Source organism: Spirosoma lituiforme (assembly GCF_054776635.1).
The window spans coordinates 1,323,058-1,338,451 of the sequence record NZ_BAAHBO010000001.1 but is presented as its reverse complement, the minus strand read 5'-3'; the positions used below and the strand labels follow the sequence as shown (position 1 = coordinate 1,338,451).

Here is a 15,394-nt window from a genome sequence, read left to right as displayed (position 1 = left end):
TTGACAGAGGATTCCAGCGATTTTTAGCCAGCAATAGCCACCGATTACTAACGCCTTGTACGATGAAACAACACCTGATCACCTTGCTCGCGGTTGGGCTTTGGGCCACAACGCTCTACGGACAAACGCCTGTATCAGGCAAGATTACCTACGAAGGTATGCGCCAGATCGACCGCTCACAAATGCGGGCGAATGGACCGGAAGGGCAACCCGGTGCTCCCGACGCACCCGAAGGAATGCCGGACGTACTATCCTTCACGCAGAAACTCGTCTTCTCGGGGACGATGGCTAAAGAAGAACGTGACCGTCCGCAGGGGGGCATGATGTTTCGTCGGCCAGGGGGCGATGGCGGAGCCAGTGGTGGTTCCCGGGAAGGTAGACCGCCGGGCATGCGGATGACGCCCCCGTTCGATCAGCAGACGTATCTGGATCTGGCTAACCGGCAACGCATTGATGTGCTGATGGTGAAGAAAGACTCGACGGTGACGGACATTTACCGGTCCGAAAAGCCCATGCCAAGTGCAGCCGACTGGACGGCGATTGAAAAGACCAAGAAAATAGCGGGTTATGTTTGTCACAAAGGTACCGCCACCCGTCGGAAACAGACCTACACCGTCTGGTACACCACCGATCTGCCGTTCACTTACTCACCCATTGCTGACCTGACACCTCCGAAAGGCGTTGTGATGCAAATCGAATCCGATAATGAATCGTACAAAGCAACGGGTGTGTCGATGGAGTCCGTAGCTGAAGCAAGCGTACTGCCGCCCAAAGCGGCTAAAAGTATATCGGCCGAAGAAATGGAACAGATACGCCGGAAAGGAATGGCTGATTTTCGTCAAAAAATGATGCAGAATATGCCGATGCGGAATTGAATAAGGCGGGATTTCTTGAATCAACGTATTAACGTGGAGTCAGCCGGGTCGTCGGTGCGATTCTTAAAACTGACTCCACGTTCTAGATCGTTTTCCTTGGTCCGTGTCCCCACGAACCACCTATCCGGCAGCGCTCAAAAAAACGGCGGATCGCGCAGTACCACCCTGACCCCGCATAGATAAAAATGATCATGTGCCATGAATAACAGACCGTATGGCCCTCCATCCATTATGAAAAGACAAACGACAGCAAAGTGGTTGTTCTGGAGTATAGTATGCCTTTTACCATACACCGTACTCATCAATAGTTCAGCAGCCCAGTCGTCGGGGGGGCTTCGTGGGCAGGTAGTGGATTCGCTTACCCGAAAGCCACTGCTCGAAGCATCGGTATCCTTGCTGCTGGCCCGCGATTCGTCGTTGGTTTCGTTTGGCATTACAGACGGCGAAGGGCGTTTTTCTTTCCCCAAAATCAGCGAAGGGCAATACCGGTTACTTGTGTCGTATGTGGGTTACCGTAGCCGGGCCAGGCGTATTTCGGTAACAAACACTACGGAAACAACCGAGATGGGGGCCATTGACCTGGTTGCGCAATCGCAAACGTTAACGGAAGTATCCGTTCAGGGCGAACGCGCGCCCATCGCCGTGAAAGGAGACACGCTGGAATTTAACGCTGGTTCGTTCAAAACGCGTCCCAATGCACAGGTGGAGGACCTGCTCAAGAAACTGCCGGGCGTGGAAGTGGATCGCGACGGCAACGTAAAAGCGCAGGGGCAGGCGATAACCAAAGTACTGGTTGATGGAAAGCCGTTTTTCGGGAACGATCCCAAGATGGCAACCCGTAATCTTCCCGCCGATATCATCGACAAAGTGCAGCTTTTCGATCAGGCATCGGAGCAGTCGGCGTTTTCGGGAGTAGACGATGGTGATCGAGAGAAAACCATCAACATTACAACCAAAAAAGACAAGCGCAAAGGGTCGTTTGGTCAGCAGACGATTGGCGCTGGTCCCAAGCCCGGCGACCGGAACGCCGGATCAGATACCCGTTACTCGGGTCGGGTGAGCCTCAGTCAATTTAACAATGGTCGTCAGATTTCGGTGTTGGGTATGGCCAACAACGTCAACCAGCAGGGTTTTACGGCGAGTGATCTGGGACTTGGTAATAACTTCGGTGGCGCTGGCCAGGGGCAGGGTGGCGGAGGAGGGAGCAATGTGGTACGTGGCGGGGCCGGTGGGGGCAGTGGCAACGGGGCTGGTCAGGTTGGCAGCAATGCGATTACGACATCGTGGGCCGCAGGCATTAATTACCGGGATGGGTGGGGGAAAAAAGTCGACGTTGTCAGCAGCTACAACGCCAGCAACACCAACACACTGACGGACCAGCAAAGCCACCGGGAGAACGTGATTCCCAGCGGTACGGCCGGGACAACGCCGGCAACCGCACAGGCTGGGTTTGTTCGCGACCAGAACAATAGCTCTGATAACACCAACACCAACCAACGAGTCAACCTACGGCTCGATTACCGGATGGATTCACTGACAACGATTCGGGTCATTCCGAGTTTGTCGTGGCTGAGTTCGAATTACATGAACCAGAGCAGCGCGAGAACCCTGACCAGCGAGGGCGTGCTGGCCAATTCGAGTGCGACCAACTACAATTCGAACGGAACGGGTTTTACGGGAAATAACCAGTTGTTGTTGTTTCGAAAGTTTCAGAAGAAAGGACGGAGTTTTTCGGCAAACTGGACAATTGCGCTGAATGATCAGAACAATGCGGGAATCAACAAATCGGTGAACCAGTTTAACGGATCGTCGACGAGCCTGACATCTGGCGTCATTACGAAAGATACCCTGACCGGCATCACGACACAGACCATTAATCAACGGAATGACCAGCAAACGAACTCCATGACCAACACGATTAACGTAAGTTATACGGAACCGCTGTCCCTTCGTCAAACGCTTGAATTCCACTACAATCTGTCGAACAATCACAATACCTCGAACCGGGCGGTGAATGATTTTAACGGGCAAACGAGTCAATATGACCGGCTGAATGCAGCCTTGAGTAACAATTTTGTAAACGACTACGTAACGAATCGCGGTGGGTTGACGTGGCAGACAAAACGGTTGAAGTATACTTACGCGTTCGGGCTGGATGCGCAGCAGGCGAGTCTAAATTCCACCAACCTGAGCCGCGATATGACGCTGAATCGAACGTTTTCGAACCTGTTGCCCAATGCGTTACTAACTTACAATTTTGCGAAGAGCCGGCGGTTGCGGTTCAATTACCGGACGCGCATCAATGCGCCGTCAGTCAGTCAGTTGCAACCGGTTCCCAATAATACGAATCCGCTGAATATTCAACTGGGTAACGCCGGTCTGCAACCCGAGTACAGCCATGCGGTAACGCTGAATTACAATCAGTTCGACGCGGCAACATTTCGCAATATGTTTATCTTTCTGAATGCAAGCCGGACGGACAACAAAATCGTCAATTCAACGGTGTTTAATGCATCGGGTGCGCAAACAACCACACCGGTAAATACCAACGGGTATTATACGGTCAACGGGTCGTTTGTCGTTGGCCGACCCCTCAAATTGGGTGCCCAAAAGACAAACCTGAACCTGTCAACGAACCTGACGTTCAATCAGGGAACAAGCTTTATTAACGACCAGTCAAATCAGGCAAAAAACTGGCTGATCGGTCAGGGAGCTACGATAAGCTCAAATTTTACGGAGAAGCTGGATTTGAACCTGTCAGGTAATATCAACTGGCAATCCGCAAAGTATTCGCTCCAGCCGCAGCAGAATACAACCTTCCTGAACCAGACGGTTACGCTCGATGTCTACTACCAGCTACCGCTTAAATTTACCTTCTCCACGAACGTTTATTTTAACCATTACGGAGGCAGCTCGGCCAGCTATAATCAGTCCTACACACTCTGGAACGCAACCCTGTCCCGGCAGTTATTCAAGCAAAATCATGGTGAGCTGCGATTTCAGGCATTTGATCTGCTGAATCAGAATCAAAGCATCGTACGAAACGTAACCGACACCTACACGGAGGAAGTTCGGAGCCGCGTATTAAACCGGTACTTCATGGTTAGCTTCGTGTATAACCTACGCAGCTTTGGTGCTGGCGTTACGGCACCAAGGGATCCTTTCCAGGAGCGAAATGGGGGCGGGCAGCGGGGGCAGGGTGGCTTCCGCCGGAACGGGTGATACATTAGTTAATCACAAAGTCCCAGCGTACATGGAGAGTTAACTTACGTTTCTCTGTGTACGCCGGGCCTTTGTGATCAGAAAACATTACTTGATATACCGGAAATCTTCGTCTCCCTTCAGCGCCAGCAGCGTTTCGTACATAAGCTTAATGACGTTCTGCACATCATCCATATGAACAGTCTCGACCGTGGTATGCATGTACTTGAGCGGCAGCGAAATCAGTGCAGATGCAATGCCTTCGGTAGCGTAGGCAAAGGCATCGGTATCGGTACCCGTTGAGCGACTAACGGCCTGGCGCTGGAACGAAATGTCGTGCTGTTCTGCTACGCCAATCAGGAAGTCGAGTACATTGTTCTGAACGGCTGGGCCGTAGCACAGCACGGGTCCGTCGCCACACTTCAGATCGCCCTGTTCTTTTTTGTCGTACTTCGGTGATTGCGTATCGTGCGTTACATCGGTACAAATGGCGAGATCCGGCTTGAGTCGGCGGGCAATCATTTCGGCCCCGCGCAACCCGATTTCTTCCTGTACGGCATTGACAATATACAGCGTGAAAGGCAGGATTACGTTGTTTTCTTTCAGCAGTCGGGCTACTTCGGCAAGCATGAAACCACCCATGCGGTTGTCCAGTGCTCGCCCGACGTAAAACCGTCCGTTCAGTTCCATCAGACCATCGGTGAAGGTGCAGACCGTACCCACGTGAATGCCCATATCCAGTGCTTCCTGTTTGGTTGCCGCGCCTACATCGATAAACAGATCCGTCACTTTAGGGGCGGTATCTTTAGCCAGGTCACGAACGTGAATGGCTGGCCAGCCAAAAACACCCTCTACAACGCCCTTCTTGGTATGCAGATTCACCCGCATCGACGGAGCAATGAGCGCATCGGAACCCCCATTCCGCCGGACAAACAAATAGCCATCGTCGGATATGTAATTGACAAACCACGAAATCTCGTCGGAATGGGCTTCGATAACGACTTTGTAGTCTTTACCAGGGCCTACAACCCCAACAGCAGTGCCGTATGTGTCGACAATATACTCGTCGGTGTAGGGTTTAAGGTAATCCAGCCAAATCTGCTGCCCCGACGATTCGAAACCCGTAGGCGAGGCATTGTTAAGGTACTGATACAGGAAGTTTTTACTTTGTTCGTTCATTTGGCAATCGCGCAGGTAATAAGTGAAGTAATTAATGACAAATTTTCATCTACAGAATCTGTTTCGTCTGTTCATCGACTGGTAAACTAAAGAGAAAAACTAAAACCCGATCCGTTCCCGTTTCTGCTCCACGCCCATGGAGCGCAGCACTTCCATCGCAATGCGGTCGTCGTATTTGCGCTTCCAGTAGTCGGCTTCCAGGCGAAGTTTGTCCAGTTCGAATTGTTGCTTTTCCACCATCAGGCGCAATGTTTCCAGTTCGTGGCTGGCCAGTTCATCGGTTTTTACGTCAATAACCTGTGCCGTCAAGGCTTCGTCGGTGAGTAGGGCTAAGGGCGATACGGCCAAAACGGTCGCAATTTGGGTTAGCCGGGAGAGGGTCAGATCAGTTTTACCCCGTTCGATATCGCCATACGCGGTTGTGGACAGGCCAAGCAAATCGGCCATATTTTCCTGGGACAAACCGCGCTGTAGCCGTTGTAAGCGTATTTTTTCAGCCGGACCACGATTGGTGATGGTGCTCATATCAAGTAACAACGATAAAATCTAAACCTAAACTGACAGGGTTTTCCGAGATGATAACGCAATTTTGTAGCGAAACAATTCTCGAACTTACACCAGGCGTTCTTGGTTTTCAAATCAAGAAGTAAACCCAATTATGAATTACGAAAAAGAATTCCGCAATTTCGCCGTCCATCACATGGGCCTCAATGGCTTGTCTGTCGACGGTTACGTGAAACACGCCATTGAAAATAATTCGGTTGAAAACATGACCCGTTCGGTTATTGAAGAGCGGCCAATGAACTTCCGCGAAGTGGACGTGTTTTCCCGGCTCATGGCCGATCGAATTATTTTTATGGGCCTGCCCGTAGATGACAACATCGCGAATATCATTGTCGCGCAGTTGCTGTTCCTGGAGTCGGCCGATCCTAAAAAGGATATTCTGATGTACCTCAACAGCCCAGGTGGCTCGGTATACGCTGGTTTGGGCATCTACGATACCATGCAATATGTTCGGCCCGATGTGGCTACGGTCTGTACCAGCCTGGCGGCCTCTATGGGTGCTGTGTTACTGGCAGGCGGTGCTGCCGGCAAGCGTTCGGCACTGCCTCACGCCCGCGTCATGATTCACCAACCGTCGGGTGGTGCGCAGGGAACCTCGAAAGATATGCAGGTGACCATGAAAGAAATGCTCGAACTGGAAAAAGATCTGTATCATATTCTTGCCAGCCACTCGGGTCGTACATACGAAGAAATAGAACAGGCTTCGGATCGTGACAAATGGTTCAGAGCTGAAGAAGCCAAAGAATACGGTCTGATCGACGAAGTACTGCGTCGGGAGAGAACCGCTTAACTGGTACAGGACCAAAAGACGGAACGGTATTTTTCAATACAGGCGCTGCCTCGGGCACGAAAGCATCCCGTAAATGTTCCTTATTGATGGATGCCGTTCTTTTTTCTGGCGACCAACGAATAACTTTGTAAATACGCAACGGCTCAGGTTCGCCTGAGTCGTTTTTTTTATCGAAATTAGCTGTTGGATCAACAAAGTATTTAGACGAACCGTTAACCCGACTCAGACCAATGGTGTACCCCACCTTCCGTGCCTGATAACCCCCAGCCAATTTATTCTGCAACCGTTCATGCCACAAATTAGTTGCTCGTTCTGTGGACGACGCAAAAACGAAGTAATGATGCTCCTGTCCGGCATCGATGCACACATCTGTAATTACTGTATTGAACAGGGACATCAGGTTGTGCTGGAAGAAATGCGGCCTAAAAAGAGTGAGCCCGCCGAAGTTACGATCAAGCTCATTAAACCCATTGACATGAAGCGGCACCTCGACCAGTTTGTTGTTGGTCAGGACGACGCCAAAAAAGCCATTACTGTGGCGGTTTACAACCACTACAAGCGGCTGATGCAGCCAAAAACCGACGATGATGTGACGATCGAAAAATCGAACATTATCATGGTTGGTGAAACGGGTACGGGCAAAACCTACCTGGCTCGGTCGATCGCCAAAATTCTCGAAGTGCCTTTCTGCATTGCCGATGCGACGGTTATTACCGAGGCAGGCTATGTGGGTGAAGATGTCGAAACGATTCTGACCCGCTTGTTGCAGGCGGCTGACTACAATGTCGAAGCAGCCGAACGCGGTATCGTTTACATCGATGAAATTGATAAAATCGCCCGCAAATCCGATAATCCAAGTATCACCCGCGATGTGAGTGGCGAGGGTGTTCAGCAGGCGCTGTTAAAATTGCTGGAAGGGTCGGTTGTGAATGTACCGCCCCAGGGAGGCCGCAAACACCCCGACCAGCGTCTGATTGCCCTGAATACCGAAAATATTCTGTTCATCTGCGGTGGCGCTTTTGATGGAATTGAACGCCATATCACCAAGCGGATAAACACCCGACCCATTGGCTTCTCCGGCGATCGTCGGTTGAACGACACCTTTGAACGCGGCCATTTGATGCGCTACATTTCAGCCCTCGACCTGAAATCGTTTGGGCTGATTCCAGAGCTGATTGGTCGTTTGCCGGTATTGACGCACCTTGAGCCACTGGATCGAAACGCGCTGATGCAGATATTGACGGAGCCCAAAAATGCCATTACGAAGCAGTACGACAAGCTTTTTCACATGGAGGGGATTACCCTGCACTGGGATACCAGCGCGTTGAATTATATCGTGGATCAGGCGCTGCAGTACGGACTTGGTGCCCGCGGGTTACGCTCCATTTGTGAGTCGATCATCACCGACGCTATGTTTGAAATGCCTTCTCAAACGGGAACCACCGAATTGACGATTAATCTGGAATATGCCCGCGAAAAATTCGGCAAATCCAGCACACATCAATTCCGCTCCGTCGCTTAAGTATAGACGAATTTTTTGAAAAGGGGTAGCTGATTTTTACGTAAAAATCAGCTACCCCTTTTTGTGTAAATCTCAACTAGTGAGAGATTTATAAGGAGTAATCCAGCCGTGTAGATGATGAATTTGCCGTAAGGTTCTCAAGCAGATACCGCCTGATCGACGTTACCACATGCCTTCGTTATTTCGTTCGGAACAAGAAAAGAAGGAGTACTGTATGCTGTTCAATCGTCAGAATACCATCGATCATATAATCGTATGCTACGCGGTTGCCTGTGCTATTAATAGCCAGTATATTTCCTTTCAGTCTGTCACTAAAGTTTACCTAAAGTACCAGACTTGAGGCTAAAAAGTGTAAGTAATTATACTTGATAGAGTTGATACGCTGAATTATCCTACACGTTTACAATCTTCCTGATTTACCGGGAGCACATAATTTTTTTTGAACGACCGGCCAACAAATGAATAAAGTTATAGTTCATCAGGGTGAATACTAAAACGTTCACTAATTAAACTATACACTATGCGTATGTTCTCCAAACACATCGTTGCAGCACTTTTAGGTACTGCAGTTTTTTCATCCTGTAGCCGTCCGGTAGCGTATTTTCAACCAACCGCCCGTGAGCATTATGCTACAGCACCCGCAAAAGCTGCTCCTGTAGCGCAGGTCGAAATGGCTGCGCCTGTTGCTGCTCAAACACCAGCTACGGCTACGGTAGCTGCTCCCTCAGAACAAGTTGCCCAAACAACCGCAGCGTTGGATCAGGTAGATGCGATGGTGCGTAATGACAGCAAATTAAGCGCTGACAAGACCGTTCAAAAACGTCTGAACAAAGTTCGTACATTGCTGGCGGCTAGTTCAGCCAAAGCAGCTCTGGCACCAACCGAAGCTAATGCTCCAAAGAAAATGAACCTGATGGAGCGAGTAATGCTGAAAAAAATGAACAAGAAAATCAGCAAGCAGCTGGCTCCCGCTAACCCAGAAAAAGCGATGGTCAATTCGGGTACGCTGGCTGGTGGTGCTGTCCTGGTTATCGTTGGTTTACTTCTGCTGATCCTGACTACGGGTACAGCCGCCACCGTTGGCTTGGTAGCCGTGCTGGTAGGGGCCGTTATTCTGTTGATTGGCTTGCTATAAACCTTACTTGAGCAATGAGCTGAATCCCCGCCAGTTGAAGGAAATCGTCTGAAATGGTGGGGATTTTGCCGAATAGCCAGGTCAATTAATCGAATTTGTCGTTACTTTTTTTCAGACATTCCAACAAAACATAAAACTTGTAGTTGTTCTGGATTGTAAATCAACCATTAACTTTTTAAACTGACACATTATGAATACGTTTTCCAAAAGCATTTTCACCGCCTTCATCGGTGCCGCCATTCTCTCATCCTGCAGCCGTCCGGTAGCTTACTTCCAGCCAACCGCCCGTGAAAGTTTCAAGTCGGCTCCATCTCAGTCGGTAGCAGTGGCTACGCCTGTAGCTACCGAAGAAGCCGTTGTATCCCAGCCCGCAGCCGTAGCTTCGGTAGCACCTGTTGAGCAACAAATCGCTCAAACCAAGCAAGCCGTTAGCCAAGTTGAAGCGTATGTACGCAACGACAGCAAATTAGCTTCGAACAAAAAACTGGCTAAGCGCATGACGCGCCTGAACGAAATGCTGGCTACGACGAGTGCAAAAGCTGACGTTTCGTCAAACGTTGCTTCGACGAAAAAAATGTCGCTGATGGAGCGTACCATGCTCAAAAAAATGGATAAGAAAATCAAGAACCACGTGGCACCGGATCAAACGAAAGCGATGAGCTCAAACGTTCGCCTTGGTGTGATCATTGGTATCATCGGTTTGCTGTTACTTCTCTTGGGTGGTGGTAGTGTACTGGGTGTTATCGGTATTATCGGTCTGGTTGTTGGCTTGGTGCTTATCCTGCTGGGTGTTATCAATAACGCATAGAGAAAAAAATTCCTGATGAGCCAACGACCAACGATCTGTCTCATCCACGGCCACGGCGTAGATGCTACCATTTGGGATAGCATCTACGCCGATTTGGCTTTGGCATATGCGGTATTGACGCCCGATTTTTCCCGGCTTACAACCCGCACAACAATTGAAGGATATGCCGACGAGTTGTACAGCCTATTGCAGTCGGCGACGGTTGAACAGGTTGTATTAGTAGGGCACTCAATGGGGGGCTATATAGCCCTCGCCTTTGCCGAAAAATACCCCGAGCGGGTACAGGGGCTGGTATTGTTCCATTCGACCCCCGCTGCTGATGACCCGGCAAGAAGTCAGGTTCGGCAACAGGCAATTCGTGAACTGCAGACGGAAGGTACCGCTCCCTTTATTCGGAAGCAATTGCCTAAGACCGTAGCGCCCAATTATCCAGCCGACAAACTACAGTTGTTGATTGATCGTTATTCGGCATTACCCGCCGAAGCACTGGCAGCTGGTGTCAAAGCCATAGCTGCCCGCCCTGATCGAACGGCTGTAGTAAACAATGCGCCATTTCCCGTTTTATTCGTGCTGGGTCGGGAAGATCAATTAATCCCGCATGATAAAGTAGCGCAACTGGCCGAATCGTCCAGTCAAATCCGGGTAGCCTCCCTGGAGCAGACAGGCCATATGGGCATGATCGAACAGCCCGAAGCATCTGTTGAGACCATTCGGGCGTTTATAGACGGGCTGTGAGGGCTGGCCGATAAACCAACTAGAGGGGAAGCCAATTCGGCTTCCTTTTTGTGTTTTAGCCCATTTTTTAGCCTGATTATCCGTAAACTTGCACCTCATTTATAGGAAAGTGCCAAAAAGAAGACCTTCTTTCGGTACGCTTAGATTATTAAGAAAATGGCAGAGCTGTTTAACGTTTATCCGCTGTATGATATTGAACCAACCACCGCCCAGGGTAGCTATCTCTGGGATGCCGATGGTACACGTTATCTCGATCTATACGGTGGTCATGCGGTTATTTCGGTTGGGCATACGCACCCGCGCTATGTAAAGGCCCTGACTGATCAGTTGAACAAAATTTCGTTCTACTCCAACTCTGTCCGGATTCCGCAGCAGCAGGAGTTAGCCGATAAACTGGGTGCGCTGTCAGATCACCCGGACTATGCGTTGTTCCTGTGCAACTCCGGGGCCGAGGCCAACGAGAACGCGCTGAAACTGGCGTCGTTTCACAACGGGCGGACCAAGGTTGTGGCCTTTACGAAGTCATTTCACGGCCGTACGGCCGGTGCCGTAGCGGCTACCGACAATCCCGCCATCGTTGCTCCCATAAACTACAACCAGCACGTTACGTTTCTGCCTTACAACGACTCTCAGGCGGCCCTGGCAGGCATAACTACGGATACATGCGCCGTCATTATCGAAGGTATTCAGGGGGTGGGCGGTATACAGGTTGCTACCGATGATTTTTTACAGACGCTTCGTAAGCGATGTGATGAAACGGGGGCCATACTTATTCTGGATGGTGTACAATGTGGTTACGGCCGGTCGGGTAAGTTTTTCTCGCACCAGTTCAGCGGAATTGAAGCGGATATAATTTCGATGGCCAAAGGCATGGGGAACGGTTTTCCAATCGGCGGTATTCTCATTGCCCCCAAATTCAAGGCCAGTTATGGTCTACTGGGAACGACGTTCGGCGGGAACCACCTGGCATGTACCGCAGCTGTGGCCGTACTGGACATAATGAAGGAGGAAGGCCTGATGGACAATGCGACCCGGATGGGTACTTATTTCATGGATGGGATTCGCCAGATCGGCGGCTACAAAGAGCTACGTGGCCGGGGCTTAATGATTGGTATTGAGTATGACTTTCCCGTTGATGCGCTTCGTAAAACGCTGCTGTTCGAGCATAAGCAATTCACGGGTGTAGCTGGTAAAACAATCATTCGTCTGCTGCCGTCGCTGGCTATCGGTGTCGATGAAGCCGATCAGTTTCTGGAGGCATTACGACTGTGCCTAAAGGCGGAACCTGTTTAGGGGAGTCTACCAGATAGCCATTTTTGATTTTGTTAAAAACAGAATTACTTATGAACTGGCAGGATTATATACAAGCTGATGCACCTGCTTACCTGGGCATAAACCTACTAAAAGAAGGGTATCAGCTTGATCATATGCATACCGTGGTTTAGAATGATACGATACGGCAACGCCGTATTCACTAAGTTAATCGCTGTTTCGTAGCGCCTTTGCGTTTAAAATTAAATGACTAATTTTCTCTCCCTTTCCGACGTCACCAGCATCGACGTCCTGATTCAATCCGGCCTTGCGGCCAAAGCCAATCCATTTGCCGATCAGCTGCTCGGTAAAAATAAAACCATTGGCCTGATCTTCTTCAACTCCAGCCTTCGTACGCGGCTAAGTACGCAGAAAGCCGCTCAGAATCTGGGTATGAACGTCATGACTATGAATGTCGGGCAGGATAGCTGGGGGCTGGAAATGGAAGAGGGCGTGCTCATGAATGGCGACAAAGCCGAGCATGTTCGGGAAGCGGCTGCCGTAATGGGCCGGTATTGCGACATCATTGGCATCCGGGCGTTTGCTGAACTGAAAGACAGGGATAAAGATTACCGGGAGCAGGTCATGCACCAGTTCGCTACCTACGCTGGCGTCCCCATCGTCAACCTCGAATCGGCCACACGTCACCCGCTGCAATCCTTGGCCGACTGCATCACAATTGAGGAAGCGAGACGTACCGACCGCCCGAAAGTGGTGCTGACCTGGTTACCGCATTTTAAACCTCTACCGCAGGCTGTTGCCAATTCGTTCTGTGAGTGGATGAATGCCCGTGCCAAGGCGGGGAAGATCGAGTTTGTGGTGACCCATCCGGAGGGGTATGAACTGGCCCCGGAATTTGTTGGGAATACCCCTGTCGTATACAACCAGCAAGAGGCTTTTGCCGGTGCCGATTTTATTTATGGGAAAAACTGGTCATCCTACACGCATTATGGGCAAGTACTGACACAGGACCCGTCCTGGGCCGTAACGATGGATGACATGAACCTGACGAATAACGGCAAATTCATGCATTGCCTGCCGGTGCGCCGTAATTTGAAAGTATCCGACGCCGTGCTCGACAGTCCTCAGTCGCTGGTTGTTGAGCAGGCAGCTAACCGGGAATGGTCGGCTCAGGCAGTATTAAAAGAAATTCTAAAAAATGGATAACCTGACGGTCATAAAAATTGGCGGGAACATCATTGATGATCCCGCAGCATTGAAACGATTCTTGACCACTTTCGCTGCCTTGCCCGGCGACAAACTCTTGATTCACGGTGGTGGCAAAGTGGCTACCCAGGTGGCCGAAAAGCTGGGTATTCAAACCACAATGGTCGATGGTCGTCGCATTACGGATCAGCCCATGCTCGATGTGGTAACGATGGTCTATGGGGGCCTGGTTAATAAACAAATCGTAGCTAAACTTCAGGCGCTCGACGTGAATGCGATCGGGATGACGGGTGCCGACGCCGGAACCGTACTGGCCCACAAACGGCCCGTGACAGACGTCGACTATGGTATGGTTGGCGACATACAGGAAGTGAACTCCGGTCAAATTCAGTTTTTCCTTCGCCAGCGTTTGACCCCCGTTTTTGCCCCCTTAACGTATGCGCAGTCGGGCGATCTGCTCAATACGAATGCAGATACAATGGCATCGGCCATTGCGGTTGATATGTGCCATCATAACACGGTAACGCTGATCTACTGCTTTGAGAAGAAAGGTGTCCTAAGCGACCCATCCGATGATACCAGCGTTATCAACGTGCTGACCCCTACACAGTACGCCGAAAACAAAGCCGGAGGAACGATCAATAAGGGCATGATTCCGAAATTAGACAATGCCTTCAGAGCCTTGGCTAACGGCGTATCGAAAGTAATTATTTGTCATGCCGATGAACTGGCAACGGCTGTGCAGCAGGGAGCCGGAACAACCTTAAAAAAATAAAGCGGCTGGAATGCCGCTTCAGGATGTATAGATAAAAAGGAGGCTTTCAGCCGTTTATTTTTCAGCCAGCAAGTGAACAACGCGCCGGATACCCATGAAGCGATGCTGGTAGTAGTTTGCGCTTAAGTAATCATACCGGACACCCCCGTTCCAGGCGGAGTGAATGAACTTAATGCGATCACCGATCACTTCCGTAATCAGGCCAACGTGCCCAATTCGGTTACCGCCCGAACTGTGTCCCTTAAACAAAATCAGATCACCGGGTTGGGCCGATTCTTTTTCAATGGCGTCACCTACATTTCCCTGAGCAGCGCTGGAGTGGGGCAACAAGATGCCGAATTTGTTGTAACAAAAGCGAGTGAAGCCAGAGCAGTCGAAGCCCCGGGTTGTTGTACCTCCAGAGCGATACCGAACAGAGAGGTGCTCTTTCGCGTAATTGATGACATTTTTTACGAGCGGAATTTGATCGTAAAAACTTGCTTCGTGAGACGTTGCGGTGGGTACGTCGGTCAGATTGTCAGTTACGGTAGATACGGTTTGTGCTTGAACGATGCCAAACGAGACAGTACAAAATACTGCCAGGAGCATTTTTCTCATCATAGAATTGAGGTCAAATCCACGTTACGTACTATAAAAGTACAGGACAGACCTCTATCTACCTAGGCTTTGAGGAGAAATTTCCCCACAACTGTGTAAAAAATTTCATACCAATTATCTAAACAATTGACCGTAAAGGCATTGAAAGGTGAAAAAGCTATGTGAATTTTTTGTTATCCCCGCTGTGTGCACTGCTCTTACCCTGTAAATCAGCAAAAAGCGCAGATCGGTGATAATTTTATCACCGATCTGCGCCAGTAGAGTTTATGGGTAAAAGGTGTTACCGGTTAAAACCAGTTGGCACCAAGGATGCGGAATGGCCAGGGAATAGACGCCAGGATGAGCAGAAGGCCTATTCCGTAAAAAATGCCTATCAGCCGTTGTTTCGTAACAGCATCCGTAGCCCGCTTGGAGCGCGAATAGCCAATCGTAACAAGAATAATTGCGATCAGCATACCCGCCGTATGCTCTACCGTGTAAAATCGATAAACCTTGTCGCTCAGAAGCGAGAAGTTGACTTTGGGGCTGATGAAGAACAAAGCCAGACCCAGCAAAAGCTGTGTATGCACCGCAATCAGGGTGAACAGGTATAACTTACGGTTGCCGTCTGTGTAACCGCTGCGCCCCTGCCATTTACCAATAGCGACAGCAACGGCTGCCAGCAGCAGAACAAGGGCTATCCAGCGGAGCCCCGAGTGGGCGTGTACTAATCCAGAATACATGAGTAGAATGATT

14 protein-coding genes are annotated in these 15,394 nt (G+C 50.1%); 10 read left to right on the top strand and 4 right to left on the bottom strand.

Annotated features, from left to right (window positions below; genetic code table 11):
• Window positions 1-62 precede the first annotated feature (62 nt).
• Both ACYU87_RS05685 and ACYU87_RS05680 read left to right on the top strand, forming a co-directional pair.
• Window positions 63-875, top strand: coding sequence for a GLPGLI family protein (locus ACYU87_RS05685; RefSeq protein WP_461133054.1), 813 nt, complete (start codon window positions 63-65; stop codon window positions 873-875).
• Window positions 876-1,106: 231 nt separating this feature from the next.
• On the top strand, window positions 1,107-4,097 hold the full coding sequence (locus ACYU87_RS05680; protein ID WP_461133053.1) for an outer membrane beta-barrel protein: 2,991 nt from the start codon (window positions 1,107-1,109) through the stop codon (window positions 4,095-4,097).
• 87 nt (window positions 4,098-4,184) lie between these two features.
• On the opposite strand, the gene ACYU87_RS05675 is transcribed toward ACYU87_RS05680, so the two are convergent.
• Together ACYU87_RS05675 and ACYU87_RS05670 are read right to left on the bottom strand one after the other, a co-directional pair.
• Window positions 4,185-5,255 carry a M42 family metallopeptidase gene (locus tag ACYU87_RS05675; protein WP_461133052.1) on the bottom strand — a complete coding sequence of 357 codons (1,071 nt, stop codon included), beginning with the start codon at window positions 5,253-5,255 and terminating at the stop codon, window positions 4,185-4,187.
• A 99-nt stretch (window positions 5,256-5,354) separates the two neighbouring features.
• Window positions 5,355-5,780, bottom strand: a complete 426-nt coding sequence (locus ACYU87_RS05670) for a helix-turn-helix domain-containing protein (protein WP_461133051.1) — start codon at window positions 5,778-5,780, stop codon at window positions 5,355-5,357.
• Between the two features lie 133 nt (window positions 5,781-5,913).
• Between ACYU87_RS05670 and ACYU87_RS05665 the strand changes: the two genes are divergently transcribed.
• The 8 genes from ACYU87_RS05665 to argB all read left to right on the top strand — a co-directional run bounded on the left by ACYU87_RS05665 (window position 5,914) and on the right by argB (window position 14,062).
• Window positions 5,914-6,609, top strand: coding sequence for a ClpP family protease (locus ACYU87_RS05665; RefSeq protein WP_461133050.1), 696 nt, complete (start codon window positions 5,914-5,916; stop codon window positions 6,607-6,609).
• Window positions 6,610-6,898: 289 nt separating this feature from the next.
• Entirely contained in the window at window positions 6,899-8,131 is a 1,233-nt protein-coding gene (gene clpX, locus ACYU87_RS05660; RefSeq protein ID WP_461133049.1) for an ATP-dependent Clp protease ATP-binding subunit ClpX, read from the top strand.
• A gap of 520 nt (window positions 8,132-8,651) precedes the next feature.
• Window positions 8,652-9,266: a hypothetical protein gene (locus ACYU87_RS05655; RefSeq protein ID WP_461133048.1), complete on the top strand. Its 615-nt coding sequence runs from the start codon at window positions 8,652-8,654 to the stop codon at window positions 9,264-9,266.
• A 190-nt stretch (window positions 9,267-9,456) separates the two neighbouring features.
• A complete protein-coding gene (locus tag ACYU87_RS05650) occupies window positions 9,457-10,074 on the top strand; it encodes a hypothetical protein (protein ID WP_461133047.1) in 618 nt (205 codons plus the stop codon).
• 15 nt (window positions 10,075-10,089) lie between these two features.
• Complete coding sequence (locus tag ACYU87_RS05645) at window positions 10,090-10,809, top strand: alpha/beta fold hydrolase (protein WP_461133046.1); 720 nt, start codon at window positions 10,090-10,092, stop codon at window positions 10,807-10,809.
• A 156-nt stretch (window positions 10,810-10,965) separates the two neighbouring features.
• Window positions 10,966-12,102, top strand: coding sequence for an aspartate aminotransferase family protein (locus ACYU87_RS05640; RefSeq protein WP_461133045.1), 1,137 nt, complete (start codon window positions 10,966-10,968; stop codon window positions 12,100-12,102).
• Window positions 12,103-12,327: 225 nt separating this feature from the next.
• Window positions 12,328-13,287, top strand: a complete 960-nt coding sequence (locus tag ACYU87_RS05635; RefSeq protein ID WP_461133044.1) for an N-acetylornithine carbamoyltransferase — start codon at window positions 12,328-12,330, stop codon at window positions 13,285-13,287.
• A complete protein-coding gene (gene argB, locus ACYU87_RS05630) occupies window positions 13,280-14,062 on the top strand; it encodes an acetylglutamate kinase (RefSeq protein WP_461133043.1) in 783 nt (260 codons plus the stop codon). The genes ACYU87_RS05635 and argB overlap by 8 nt, the downstream gene beginning before the upstream one ends.
• A 54-nt stretch (window positions 14,063-14,116) precedes the next feature.
• Here argB and ACYU87_RS05625 read toward each other — a convergent pair whose 3' ends face one another.
• Both ACYU87_RS05625 and ACYU87_RS05620 read right to left on the bottom strand, forming a co-directional pair.
• Entirely contained in the window at window positions 14,117-14,662 is a 546-nt protein-coding gene (locus ACYU87_RS05625) for a C40 family peptidase (protein ID WP_461133042.1), read from the bottom strand.
• Between the two features lie 284 nt (window positions 14,663-14,946).
• Complete coding sequence (locus tag ACYU87_RS05620) at window positions 14,947-15,381, bottom strand: cytochrome B (protein ID WP_461133041.1); 435 nt, start codon at window positions 15,379-15,381, stop codon at window positions 14,947-14,949.
• Window positions 15,382-15,394 lie beyond the last annotated feature (13 nt).